Source organism: Trichloromonas sp. (assembly GCF_041583255.1).
Lineage (GTDB): Bacteria > Desulfobacterota > Desulfuromonadia > Desulfuromonadales > Trichloromonadaceae > Trichloromonas.
The window spans coordinates 1-12,708 of record NZ_JBFHGD010000090.1 but is presented as its reverse complement, the minus strand read 5'-3'; the positions used below and the strand labels follow the sequence as shown (position 1 = coordinate 12,708).

Annotated in this window: 11 protein-coding genes; 8 read left to right on the top strand and 3 right to left on the bottom strand. The window is 56.8% G+C overall.

Features of this window, described 5'->3' with window-relative positions; genetic code table 11:
- Positions 1-1,943: secretin N-terminal domain-containing protein (locus ABYV89_RS08955; protein WP_432822610.1), on the bottom strand; the 1,943-nt coding region annotated here is incomplete at its 3' end.
- A gap of 9 nt (positions 1,944-1,952) precedes the next feature.
- Between ABYV89_RS08955 and ABYV89_RS08950 the strand changes: the two genes are divergently transcribed.
- On the top strand, positions 1,953-2,300 hold the full coding sequence (locus ABYV89_RS08950; protein WP_432822609.1) for a hypothetical protein: 348 nt from the start codon (positions 1,953-1,955) through the stop codon (positions 2,298-2,300).
- Between the two features lie 182 nt (positions 2,301-2,482).
- Here ABYV89_RS08950 and ABYV89_RS08945 read toward each other — a convergent pair whose 3' ends face one another.
- Positions 2,483-3,829, bottom strand: a complete 1,347-nt coding sequence (locus ABYV89_RS08945; protein WP_432822608.1) for a helix-turn-helix domain-containing protein — start codon at positions 3,827-3,829, stop codon at positions 2,483-2,485.
- 349 nt (positions 3,830-4,178) lie between these two features.
- Between ABYV89_RS08945 and ABYV89_RS08940 the strand changes: the two genes are divergently transcribed.
- The gene (locus tag ABYV89_RS08940) at positions 4,179-5,873 is read left to right on the top strand and encodes a hypothetical protein (RefSeq protein WP_432822607.1); all 1,695 of its coding nucleotides are present in this window, start codon (positions 4,179-4,181) and stop codon (positions 5,871-5,873) included.
- A 506-nt stretch (positions 5,874-6,379) separates the two neighbouring features.
- On the opposite strand, the gene ABYV89_RS08935 is transcribed toward ABYV89_RS08940, so the two are convergent.
- Entirely contained in the window at positions 6,380-6,955 is a 576-nt protein-coding gene (locus ABYV89_RS08935; protein WP_432822606.1) for a PEP-CTERM sorting domain-containing protein, read from the bottom strand.
- A 616-nt stretch (positions 6,956-7,571) separates the two neighbouring features.
- Between ABYV89_RS08935 and ABYV89_RS08930 the strand changes: the two genes are divergently transcribed.
- The 6 genes from ABYV89_RS08930 to ABYV89_RS08905 form a co-directional block, all read left to right on the top strand.
- A complete protein-coding gene (locus tag ABYV89_RS08930; protein WP_432822611.1) occupies positions 7,572-8,102 on the top strand; it encodes an RNA methyltransferase in 531 nt (176 codons plus the stop codon).
- 71 nt (positions 8,103-8,173) lie between these two features.
- Complete coding sequence (locus ABYV89_RS08925; RefSeq protein ID WP_432822605.1) at positions 8,174-8,665, top strand: DUF1456 family protein; 492 nt, start codon at positions 8,174-8,176, stop codon at positions 8,663-8,665.
- 207 nt (positions 8,666-8,872) lie between these two features.
- Positions 8,873-9,343, top strand: a complete 471-nt coding sequence (locus tag ABYV89_RS08920; RefSeq protein ID WP_432822604.1) for a (2Fe-2S)-binding protein — start codon at positions 8,873-8,875, stop codon at positions 9,341-9,343.
- Positions 9,340-11,514, top strand: coding sequence for a molybdopterin cofactor-binding domain-containing protein (locus ABYV89_RS08915; protein ID WP_432822603.1), 2,175 nt, complete (start codon positions 9,340-9,342; stop codon positions 11,512-11,514). Before ABYV89_RS08920 ends, ABYV89_RS08915 begins: the two co-directional genes overlap by 4 nt.
- Positions 11,515-11,524: 10 nt before the next feature.
- Positions 11,525-12,373, top strand: a complete 849-nt coding sequence (locus ABYV89_RS08910) for an XdhC family protein (RefSeq protein WP_432822602.1) — start codon at positions 11,525-11,527, stop codon at positions 12,371-12,373.
- Positions 12,288-12,708 (top strand): nucleotidyltransferase family protein (locus tag ABYV89_RS08905; protein ID WP_432822601.1); only part of this gene is annotated, 421 nt, incomplete at its 3' end. The genes ABYV89_RS08910 and ABYV89_RS08905, both read left to right, overlap by 86 nt.

The window sequence follows — 12,708 nt, the reverse complement described above, 5'->3', positions numbered from 1 at the left end:
TCGAGGTCCGGCTGGTCGAGGTTCGGCTGATCGAGGTCCGGCTGATCGAGGTCCGGCTGGTCGAGGTCCGGCTGGTCGAGGTTCGGCTGATCGAGGTCCGGCTGATCGAGGTCCGGCTGATCGAGGTCCGGCTGGTCGAGGTCCGGCTGGTCGAGGTTCGGCTGGTCGAGGTTCGGCTGGTCGAGGTTCGGCTGGTCGAGGTCCGGCTGATACGAGGTCGGTTCTGCCGAAATCGGTTCTGCCGGGGCAGGCTCTTCCGGTTCAAATTCGTACTGCCTGGATTCGACCAGGCTGGGGGCTGCGGCAGGTGGTACCATGTCGAGTTCGGGAACAAAGGATGGGGCAAAGGAGCCGAACTTCGGTCCGGATCTCAGATCTTCCTCGCCGCCAGACCAGATGGTGGCTACATTGGACCGGGGAATGTCGATGTTTTTGACGATATGGGGCGTGATGGAGAGGAGAATCTCCCTCTTTGTCTTCTTGCTGACATTACTGCTGAACAGGTCGCCGATAAGGGGAAGTCTTCCAATAAAAGGAATAGTGACTTTGCTCTTGATGTACTCATCACGAATCAGGCCGCCGATGACCGTCTGTTGACCATCCTTGAGGGTCAGGGACGATTCGGCGTTGGTGGTGGTGATGGTAAGGACTTGCGTGCCCCGTTCCGTCGTGGTTCGATTGGATACGCTGCTGACCTCAAGCCCCAGAATGGTAACCACTGAATCATCCAACTGAATGATCGGTTCCACATTCAACTTGACCCCGACATCCACATATTGAACATTGTCGGAAAGGCTGTCGCCGTTGACCGTCACGGTTATCACCGGCTCACGGGTCCCGACGTGAACTTTGGCTTTCGCATTGTTTTTTACCCGGATTTTCGGACTGGCTAATATTTCCGAATCGCTCAAATTCTTGGCGAAACTGAAAGTAGCGTTAGGCAGGGTGTAAAATGTTTGAAGGCCGCTGAGGTTCGTCGTCAGCCGCTTCGTCGATCCGTCCGGTGCCATGGTCCCGGTTACGATCGAATCGTCGCCCTTTTGGGCAAGCCCGGCGCTGATACTGTAATCACTCAGTAACAAGCCGATGTTAAAGTCATCTGTGTGCCCAACCTCGATCAGCTCCAGATCGAACACCACCTCGGAGTCGGGCCGGTCGGCGGCCTCGATAATCTGTTGAGCCAGCCGAATGACATCTGGATTATCTCGAATAATCAGGGCATTTCGGTCTTCGTGAACAGAGATTTTGCGCAACAGGAGCATGGTGCGCAGAAGATTGACCATCTTTTTTGCGTCGATGTTGGAAAGATAAAAGATCTGAATGATGTGATCCGTCAGTTGTTTGTCTTTTTCGCCTTTTTTTTCAAAAACGAGAATGGTCTTCGAGTTGAGCACCTTTTTCCCCAGATTATGGAGATTCAGCACCATCTCCAGCGCTTGGGCAAAGGAAACCTTTTCGAGAAATACGGTGATCTGCTTCTGTCGGATATTTTCGTCAAAAATGAAATTGATCTCGGAAAGCTCCGAAAGGATATCGAAAACCTGGCGTATCTGGGTGTCTTTGAATTTCAGGGTGATCGGTTCATGGGAGGCCACATCGAGGTCATAACCGTCGACAATGGTTCTCCGACGCTTGATCTTTTCGGTCAAATCCAGAACCTTCTTGTTCTGCGGTGCAAGATTCAGTGCCTGTGAAAGAGCCTGCTTGGCTTGAACGTAGCGGCCGTCCTGATAAAAAAGGTTGGCATCGCTGACCAGTTCTTCCGCCTGTAATTGTTCCCCTGCTTTTTTCCTTTCGAACGCGGCCTTTTCAAGGGTGGCATCGAGAACCGAGGCGAGCTGGAATTCGGTAATGGCCTCGACATAGTTCTCCTCCTCGGCGAAACGCCGTCCTTTCTCGAGATGAACCAAGGCCGCCATCCGCTTGGCTTCCTGAAGTTTCATCCTGTACTCGTGACTCTCGGGATTTTTCTGGGTCGCTTTGAAATACTCCGCAACGGCCTGATCATAATTCCGGCGCTGAAGGTGCTCTTCATAGGGGCTCCGGTTGCCGGCGCAGCCTCCGAGGAAAACCGTCAGCAAAAGAAAAAAATAAAGTCTTTTCAGGATGGCTTTAATCATGGCAGAGCCGTTCCTTTGATCCTCCTGCTGCCAGAAGGACGGTGTTCGAGAAAGTCAATAGCCTTATTTTACCTTCATTTGGGGATTTTACCCGGTTCGGCTAAGGAAAAGTCCGGGGAGGGGGCGTTAAAGGAAGGGCGTACGGCTACACATAAGAATGAAAATGTGTTGCTTGAATAGGCATGCTGGCAGCGCCCACCCTTCTAAGTGCAATAGCGGGTGCTGTTATTGTTTTGCAGCCGAGGTGTCGATGCAATGGGGGTTGCCGTTGTGAAATCAGCAGGTTGTGTGAGTCGGGAGGTTGGCGGCTTGCAAGTCTGCAGAGTTGGGCTCCAGAAGGCTCAGGGCAACTAGCGCCCCAGTCATGATGGAAGACTGTCTTTGGGTGCGCTACTTCTCCCCTCCGTGGTGAACTGATTGTGTGTTTGCCGTATTTTTTCTAGTAACAACGATTTTCCGGTGACATCGAGTTTTTCGCAGACCCGTCTAATGTAGGTTTTGACTGACGATTCAGAGATGTTGAGTGCACGAGCAGTCTCGCGATAAGTCTTGCCTGTCAGAACAGACAGAAGGACAGACAGTTCCTGGTCCGAGAGTTGATTCTGATGGGGCGTATAAATCCGTTCAAGAATGGCCGTGAGTTGTGGCTTGCCAAAATCCGCCATGGTTTCATTCTTTGGGCTTTGCTGGTCAGGCTGGCGTTCGCCAGGTTCCGGAAATTTTTTTCGGAAACAAAAAAGTACTATGACGGAACCAATAAGGGCGAGATTGCCCGCTCCGGCGAGCAGTAGCAAGTTGCTACCTGTCCAGTGGCAGAGCAGGTCTCCTGCTCCAATGCCAAGGCAGACCGTGCCAAAACCGATTCCATAAGCTAACGGGGTCCCGATGCTGATGACGAAAAAGATTGTGAACAGGTCCATGAGGGCGAAGGACGCCTGGCTGGCGAACATGTCCATGTTGATCGCAAGGGGAAGCCTCATTTGCACCAGGGTAAAGGAAATGGCGCCCAAAAAAATACCGTAGGCAAGGAGATGGTTCTTCTTGCCGCGAAACAGCAAAGGGACCGCGATCGCTGCGGTGATATAGAAGAAAACCTCGCCCCCGGGAACTATGGCGTTTTTTTCGTAGAGAGATATTTGGAAGCCATATAGCAGGCCGCCGGTCAGGTAAAACAGGAACAGTAACAACAGGAGCCCGACTGGGATCTGTTCTCTGGGGGCAGGGTTGGGGGAAATGTCAAGGAATATGGGGATAAACAGCGGAATTGCAATCAGGAAAAATTTGTACCCGGAATCTATTGGTGTTCTGGACAGGAGGACTACGAGAATGTTTCCTGCAGCTAGCCCAATCGCGGCGGAAAGTATCGGGCGGGGCGACTGTCGGATCAGTTCTAGCGCGACCAGAAAAACGCCTACAGAAACGAGGCCGATCAACGGTAAGAGCAGAGGTTCAAGTCCTGAAATGAAATGAAACAGCAGAGTAAGAATTGCCGTCGCAATGGCAGATGTCTTGTAAATAACCGTGAAATTGACCCTGCCAAAGAGTTTAGGGGTCAAGAAAAGGGCAAGCATATGGGGAAACAGGAATGCTTCAAGGAGCACATCGTGGCCTCCCACCCTCAAGAGGAAGCCCTGCATCGGGAACGAAATCAGCCAGAAGACAAAGGTGGCTAATAAAAGGGCCCCTTTACCCCATTTTTTTATGCCCATTGGAGATATCTCTTCACTGTTTGAAGTGGCAGGACAAGTGTCTAATTTTAAATGGATATTACTCCGGTTGACAGTCGGATGACAAGTTGTTTTTCTTGGTCGACACAAAGTCGACTGGCCGTCCATGTGGGTGAGGCATTAATTAGAAGAGACAAGGGGGGCGATCCCGTTCGCCAACCTGCTTGGTCAAATAAGGTGTCTAGCTGGGAAAAACAAACGAAGGGCGAGTTGAGTTAGTGGGTGTAGGAGGATCTCTATGGGCGTAAATAGCAAAATTAAAGGGGGAAGCCGAATGACACAGACAATGAGACCGTGGATTAGGGCAACGCAGATTCTTAAGGTGGGATTGGTGGCCGGAGTTGTTGCCTTGGCTCTGGCCGCCTGTGGTGGTGGGGGCGGTAGTAGTAGCGGTGGCAGCGTGCCAACCACTTTGACAGGGACCGCTGCGGCCGGGGCGCCCATCATCGGGACGGTGACGATCAAAGACAGTACTGCACCGGTAGCCAAAACAAAAACCGTGACTATTGAGGCCGATGGCAAATACACCGTGGACGTTTCCGACCTGGTCGCCCCCTACATGGTGCGGGCCGATGGTCGTGTTGGTGGCAATCAATATCACCTCTACTCCGCCGCTACCGCAGAAGACGTGGGCGGCACGATCAATATCACACCATTGACCGACCTGATCGTAGCCAATATCGCCGGGTCTGTAGCCCAGACCTATTTTGACAAAGGTGATTTTTCCAGCCTTACAGCCACTCAGCTGAAGACACAATCCGATGCCTTGGCAGCAAAACTTGCGCCGATTCTGACGGCTGTTGGTGTCAGCGGATCAATCGATCTGTTGCGTGCCTCTTTCAGCACGGACCATACTGGACTTGATGCGGCCTTGGACATCTTAAGGGTCAGCACAGACACCTCTACAAATGTGGCAACCATTACCAACATTGTCACCCAGCAGAAAATGACCGCTAACATAAGTACGGGAACATACTCCGGTGAGCTAACTGATACAACTGGAGTTGCAACCGCTGCCACCGACATCCAGAAGATCAGTTCCGGATTCAAAAAGTTTTCTGACCTGTTTGCTAAGGGCCTTCCCAGTGAAACCAATCCGACCCTGCTGGCTCTTTTCGATGCCGAGACTTTTCTGGAGGGTGGGCAGGATCGTGATTCCTTCCTCAGCGAAATCACCACCGATCCGAGCATGGTAGGCATATCCTTTACCAATATAACCATCAAATCGATGGAGATGGCAACAAGCACGGCTCTGGTTGGCTTTACTGTGTTTCAGCATGGTGCGCAAATGTCCGACGCCCCGGAAGCCTGGTATATGATCAAAAGGGATGGTGCGTGGTACATGCAGGGTGACCAGCGCGTTGCCGGTGTTGAGATTGAACCTCGGGCGGAATATCACATGTCAGAGTCTGGAAACCCGATAACTACCGGATTGATGGTTGACATTAACGACCGGGGGGGCAGAAATATCACCCGGGCAGTGGTTACCGGTGCCGGCCTTCCCGCGGGTGGGGTCACACTGGTCAATAACATAGAGCGCGACTATTTTGAAATAGTGGGACAAAATAACGGCAACCATTACGCCATGACTGATGCGGCAATTAACGAAATCGCGGAGAGTGGGGAAGTCTACACGGCCAAACTATATGACGCCTCTGGCCTGGTGGCGACTTATACCGTAACTTTGGGCAAGCGTCCCTACCTGGCCTCTGAATTAACGGTCGCCAAATTTCCGGTCATCACCACGCCAACCCTTGCTGAGCTACGTACATTCGTCGGTGGCGCCGCGACGGTTGCCTGGACCATGCCTGAAGGGCTGAGCAATGACTGGCTGGATGTCGGGATAAATGATAACGCCGGCAATTCTGCAATTTTTGAGGCGGAGCTTTTGCCTGCGGATACCAGCAAGTCATTTACGCTTGATCCGGTAACCAGCACCGGACAGCATTTTACCGTTACCGGGGGATGGCTCTGGCTTACTGGGTATGACAGCGATGGTCGGATGCTGTCGACAGCCATGTGGTGACATTTGGCGGGAAAGATTCACTTGGCGGGGCTTCGGCCCCGCCTTTTTTTTCGAAAGGAGAAGAAGTGTTCTGTCTGATATTGCACTCGAGTAACGGTGCCGCCGCGACGAGCCCGCACCGCTCGTTCTGAGCTCTGCAATGCAGGTCTTCTTGGCGTGAGAAGGAACGGATAGTGTCAAAGCGGGCGAGGCCGTATCCCTCATTGATGCAGCGGAAAATTGCCTGATGGCCCTGGAAGACTGAAAACGGCTTATGGCTTGTTTAAACGATTATCTAGTTACGCACTTTACTCAAGTGAATGAGTAAATCAGGAAAAATCGTAAAAAATTCTAACCGGGCTAGACAGAGTGGTCAGGATAAGGTCAAAACCATAATGGTTGGTCGGAAATCCTGCATATCCCTGTGAATCCTCCCTTTCGAGACCCAATCCTGTTGGCAAAAAAAGGCGGGCCCCTTTTTTTGAGAGGCCCGCTCCGATCAGCATTAAGCTTTATGTCGAAATGATTTATACTTGCTTGCTCATCCGGCGTCTACCGTAACCTGCGAGGCCAATCAGGCCAGCGCCAAGAAGGAGCAGTGTGCTCGGCTCAGGCGTAGGGATGGTCGGTGGGTTTTCAAAAACTATGTTGTCTATCGACAAACCACTGTGAGGACTCGTCGTCTTGATAGTAAAGGATGTAATGTTCTGCCATGCACTGTCAAATAGTATGGTTTCCACGCGGCTCAACGTACGCATGATACCAGTGGATGAGGTAATGGCTGCCGCACCCCAAAATGATTCGATATCCAGACTCACCAAATCAAAACCAACGCCGAAATGGTCAAAGATGACTTCTTCGGCATTATATGTTGTGTGAATGCCGAGGTTTACATCTGCGTTCGCGAGAAAGTCGAAATGATTATATCCATCACCAGAATTTACCGCTCTCGCTCTATAACCGCCTTCGACATACACCGAAGGCGTTGTTTTAACCTCTGCATTAATACCAAAAGTCATGGTGTAGCGAGTGGCACTCGCCCCGGAGGGAATACTCAAAAGCAGGCTGACCAGAGCGACAAGCAGTAATGATGGGTATTTCATTTTTCCCTCCCCTGTGAATGAGCGCGTGTTGACCCTGTTTTTACTGTTTCCCGATATGATGCACTTATCGGGCCATCTTTAAAAAGTCTTAATATTGCAACAGCTTAAGGGGCGGGCGTAATTTCATTCTGGTTGAATGTAAAAATAATCGACAAGTATTTCCTCATGAATTTGCTGGCATCTAACGGTAAGCGGCTGGACGATAAGTGTATTTGTCCTTATTTTTAGATGGTTGGGAATCCTCCCACGGTTCCCCTTGAAGACGTGATGGTCTCTTGGCACCCTATCGTTTGATGGCGTCGCAAAAATCCGTCCTACTGCGTTACGGTGGTTTTTCAGGATCTCGACCTGCCTGATGTAGGCCTTCGCCCCCGGAAAAGCTACCAGGCCTTGTAGGGCGAATTTTTGCTTAGCCATCTCGGGAGTTTTTGCCAGTGAATCATCGTTTGAATTGCCTTGTTGGCTGCGCCCGCTATTGAATCATGCAATGGCGGGCGCGGTTTTTGTTTTTGGCTTCCGAGGTATCGGTGCTATGCTGTTTGCCGTCGTTAAATCAGCATGTTGGATGAGGCCGGGTGTTCCCGGGCTTTCCACCCGAACCAAAGTAAACTGTCAGATGAAACCAGCAAGCGTAAGCATCGGCTTAACTAATCCCCAAAGTCCGGTAAATGTCGGCGCAGTGATGCGCGCTGCCGGCTGTTTTCGGGTCGATTCCGTTTTTTATACGGGCAAACGTTATGCCCTGTCCGCGCGGTTTAATACCGACACCAGGGGGGCCAGCCAGGCTATCCCTTTAACCGGGGTTAGCTGCCTTCTTGAGAGTGTTCCCGAAGAGACGAAGATCGTTTGTGTCGAACTCGTTGAGGGGGCCATCCCTTTGCCCGAGTTCTTGCATCCGGATCGGGCTTTGTATGTCTTCGGCCCCGAAGACGGCACCCTCAGCCAGGAGGTTATCGACCGGGCGGACGCCGTCGTCTATGTGCCAACCGTGGGGTGTCTGAACCTGGCGGCAACGGTCAATGTCGTTCTTTACGACAGGATGGCTAAATCAGGGATGTCCATTGCCGGTGACGAATTGATTCGTCAAAGCCGAGATGCCAACAACAGGGTAAGGGTCAAAGTTTCAGCCGAAGGGGCCGATACCTGAAATTAATCTTGCTGCGCGACCAGACCGCGCCAAGGGGCTAACGCCATTGCCGATTAGATTGGAGTACGCTTGTGAACAATAACGATATTTTGCGCCGGCTTCGCTATACCTTCGATTTCAGCGATTCGAAAATGATCAACCTGTTCGGCCAGGCCGATTGCGAGGTGACGCGGGAGCAGGTCAGCGATTGGCTGAAAAAAGAGGAGGATCCTGCCTATCAGCGCTGCAGCGACACCCAGTTCGCGATTTTCCTGAACGGCCTGATCAACGACATGCGGGGCAAAAAAGAAGGGGAACAACCAAAACCCGAGAGGCGCTTGAACAACAACATCATCTTAAGAAAACTGAAGATCGCCTTGAACCTGAAAGACGAGGATATCCTGGCGATTATGGAGCGGGTTCATTGGCGCATGAGCAAGCCCGAACTGAGTGCTTTTTTTCGCAAGCCAGACCATAAGCACTACCGTGAATGCCAGGATCAGATCTTGCGTTATTTTCTGAATGGCCTGCAGTTCAAATATCGCGGCAGCAGCCCAGTGGATGAGGACTCAGAAGAGGCGTAGGCTTTCATGGGCAGCCCGAGGGGCTGCCCATCACAAAAACAGCAGGGGCCCGCGAACGATCAACGAGGGGACGGTCATCGGATTCAGCCGACGGCCGTCCCCTCACGTGTTTGATGATGCCTTGAAAGCGACCGAATTGTCGCTAGACTTGACCTTGTCTTGCTACCCGATCAGACGTTTCCGAAACCTTCTAAGGCAGGAGGTCCAATGCTTACGATCCATGTCAATGGCCAGTCCCATCAGCTCGACGTCGCCCCCGATACCCCCCTGCTCTGGGTTCTGCGCGAGCACCTTCAGCTTGTCGGCACCAAGTTCGGCTGCGGACAGGCTTTGTGCGGCGCCTGCACGGTCCACGTCGATGGCGAGGCGACCCGTTCTTGCGTCACCCCGGTCAAGAGTGTGGTGGGCAAGAAGGTGGTGACCATCGAAGGCCTGTCGGGCGAACTTATGGGCTCGCTGGAGGCCGCCTGGGTCGCCGAAGAAGTTCCCCAGTGCGGGTACTGCCAGCCCGGCCAGGTCATGGCCGCGGCGGCTCTGCTGGTGCAGACTCCGAAGCCGACAGATGCCGAAATCGACAACGGGATGTCCGGCAACATCTGCCGCTGCGGCACCTATCCTCGCATCCGCAGGGCGATCCACCGCGCTGCCCGCGAACGGAACAGGGGGAGGTCATCATGAGGGATATCGAACTGCGCCGCCGGGAATTTCTGCTCGCCAGCGCCGCTGTTGGCGGCGGGCTGGTGCTCGGTTTTTACATCCCCTTCACGGGGGCGCCGATCGCCGCCGCCGTCGAACCGCCGGAACTTCAGCCCAACGCCTGGCTTAAGATTGATGAGGACGGCCGGGTGACAATTACCGTCGCCAAGTCGGAAATGGGCCAGGGGGTCTGGACGTCGATGCCGATGCTGATCGCGGAAGATCTGGACGCCGACTGGTCGCTGGTGCGGCCGCAGCAGTCGGCGGTGGCGCCGGTCTACAATCACACCGTTTACGGGACGATGGTGACCGGAGGCAGCACCAGCGTCTCCTCGTCGTGGGAGCAGCTGCGCACCGTCGGTGCGGCGGCGCGACAGATGCTGATTGCCGCTGCCGCCAGGGCCTGGGAAGTGCCGGTGAGCGAGTGCCGCACCGAACCGGGCGTGGTCGTCCATCAGGCCAGCGGCCGCAAGCTCGGCTACGGCAAGCTGTCGACGGCGGCCGCCAGGGAACCGGTTCCTGCCGCCGTCACCCTGAAGGATCCCAAGGATTTCCGCCTCATTGGCCAGTCGCTGGCCCGCTTCGACTCGCCGGCCAAGATCCGCGGCACGGCCATTTTCGGCATCGATGTGCAGCGCCCCGGGCTGCTGGTGGCGGTGGTCGCCCGGCCGCCGGTCTTCGGCGGCAAGGTCAAAAGCTTCAAGGCCGACCAGGCGAAGAAAATTTCCGGGGTCAAAACGGTCGCCGAAATCCCTTCGGGGGTGGCGGTCATTGCCGCGGATTTCTACTCGGCCCAGCTGGGGCGTGAGGCCCTTTCGATCGAGTGGGATCTCGGCCCCGAGCCGCAGCTGTCGAGCGCGGGGCTGCAGCAGGAGTACCGGGAGCTCGGCAGGCAGGCCGGGACGGTGGTTCGCCAGGACGGCGACCTGGAGTCGGCGCTCAAGCAGGCGGCCCAAACCCTGGCCGCCGAGTACGAGGTCCCGTACCTGGCCCATGCGCCCATGGAACCGCTCAACTGCACCGTCGAGCTGGGGACGAACGCCTGCGAGATCTGGACCGGTTCCCAGTTCCAGACCGTCGACCGCGACGCGGCGGCCAGGGCGGCCGGTCTCAAGCCGGAACGGGTGACCTTCAACACCACCTTTCTCGGCGGCGGTTTCGGCCGGCGGGCCAACCCGGCCTCCGATTTCGTCGTTGAGGCGGTGCATGTGGCCAAGGCGGCCAAGGCGCCGGTCAAGACAATCTGGACCCGCGAGGACGACATCCGGGGGGGCTGGTACCGGCCCCTCTGGTACAGCCGCCTCGATGGGGGGCTCGACGCCGCCGGCAGACCGGTCGCCTGGCGCCATCGCATCGTCGGCCAGTCGATCATGCGCGGCACCCCCTTCGAGGCGTCGATTGCGGCAACCGGCTTCGACGGCACCTCGGTGGAGGGGGCGATGGACCTCCCCTACACCATTCCCAACCTGGTCGTCGACCTGCACAGCCCGGTTCATACGGTGCCGGTCCAGTGGTGGCGCTCGGTCGGCCATTCTCACACCGGTTTCGTGGTCGAAAGCTTTATCGACGAACTGGCCCACGCCGCCGGCCAGGATCCCTACCTCTACCGCCAGGGGTTGCTGACCAAGCACCCCCGCCACCTCGGCGTGCTCGAGCGGGTGGCGGCCATGGCCGGCTGGCAGCAGCCGCCCGCCAAGGGGCGCGGCCGCGGCCTCGCGGTGCACAAGTCCTTCGGCAGCTATGTCGCCCAGGCGGCCGAAGTATCCGTCGATGACAAGGGGCGCATCACCGTGCACCGGGTCTTCTGCGCCGTCGATTGCGGCCGGGTCGTCAATCCCGACACGATTGCGGCCCAGATGGAAAGCGGCATCATTTTCGGTCTCTCGGCAGCCCTGTTCGGCGCCATCACCCTGAAGGACGGCCGGGTGCAGCAGGACAACTTCGATGGCTACCCGGTGGTGCGGATCGACGATTCGCCGCCGATCGAGGTGCAGATCATCGAAAGCAGCGAAAAGCCGAGCGGGGTCGGTGAGCCGGGGGTGCCGCCGGTCGCCGCGGCAGTGGGCAATGCCGTCTTCGCCGCCACCGGAGCGAGGCTGCGGCAGTTGCCGATGACGTCCGAGCGGGTGTTGGCGGCGCTGCAGAAAGGTTGAGGCAGAAGGTTTGGACGAACTGGAACTTTTCGAGGAGCTGGTGCGGCTGATGCGGGCCGGCAGGTCGGGCGTGCTGGCGACGGTGGTGGAGAGCCGCGGTTCCTCGCCGCGCAAGGCGGGCGCCAAGCTGCTTTTGCGCGACGACGGCAGCCTGCTCGGCAGCGTCGGCGGCGGGCGGCTTGAGGAGGAAACCCTGCGGGCCGCCCGGCAGGTGCTGGCCGAGGGGACACCGCGCACTCTCCCCTTCAGCCTTGACCAGGACAACGGCATGGTCTGCGGCGGCCATGTGCTGGTCTATCTCGAACCGCTGACCGTAGCCGCGCGGCTGTTGATCCTCGGCTCCGGACACGTCGGCCAGGCCCTGGCCCGGTTCGCCCGGCCGGCCGGGTTTGCCGCGACCCTGGTCGATCCGACCGGCGGCAGCGGCAGCGCACGGGTCGCCGGCTTCGCGCCGGCCGACCTGAGCTGTTCGCCGGAAGAGGCTTTTTCCCGCTCGGCGCTCGACGGCCGCACCTTCGTGGTCATTGCCAGCCCCAGTCACCAGCTCGACTTCCAGGCGGTGCAGGCCGCGCTGAAAACCCCGGCGGCCTACATCGGCATGCTCGGCAGCCGGCGCAAGCGCGAGGCGCTGTTCTCCTATCTGCGGGACAGCGGCTGCCCGGAGGCGGAGATCTCCCGCGTGACCACCCCGGCCGGGCTCGCCATCGGCGCCCAAACCCCGGAAGAGATCGCCGTCAGCATTCTGGCCCAACTCATCGCCTTGCGGAGACATCATGACCTTCGGCATTTCGGCACTGATCCCGGCGGCGGGCTTGTCCAGCCGGATGGGACGCCCCAAGCCGCTGCTCCCCTTCGCTGAACGGACCGCCATCGAACTGCTGGTCGCCTCCGTGCTGGCGTCGGGCATCGAGGAGATCGTCATCGTGCTCGGGCCGGGCGGGGAGGCCGTCGCCGAGGTTCTGGCCGGGGCACCGGTCACCCTGGCCTGGAACCGTGCGGCCGACAGCGACATGGCCGGCTCGCTGCGCATCGGCCTTTCGCAGCTGGGCGCCGAATCGACCGGGGTGCTGGTGGCCCTGGCCGACCATCCCCTGGTTTCGGTCGCGACCGTCGCCGGCTTATGCGCCTGCCACCGGAAATCGCCCGAAGCGATCCTGATCCCGACCTTTCGGGGCCAAAAAGGACATCCCATCC

Coding starts and splice junctions, on each gene's coding strand:
- ABYV89_RS08920 (WP_432822604.1), top strand. CDS start 8,873: ATGCTTACGATCCATGTCAATGGCCAGTCCCATCAGCTCGACGTCGCC.
- ABYV89_RS08915 (WP_432822603.1), top strand. CDS start 9,340: ATGAGGGATATCGAACTGCGCCGCCGGGAATTTCTGCTCGCCAGCGCC.
- ABYV89_RS08935 (WP_432822606.1), bottom strand. CDS start 6,955: ATGAAATACCCATCATTACTGCTTGTCGCTCTGGTCAGCCTGCTTTTG.
- ABYV89_RS08930 (WP_432822611.1), top strand. CDS start 7,572: ATGAAACCAGCAAGCGTAAGCATCGGCTTAACTAATCCCCAAAGTCCG.
- ABYV89_RS08945 (WP_432822608.1), bottom strand. CDS start 3,829: ATGGGCATAAAAAAATGGGGTAAAGGGGCCCTTTTATTAGCCACCTTT.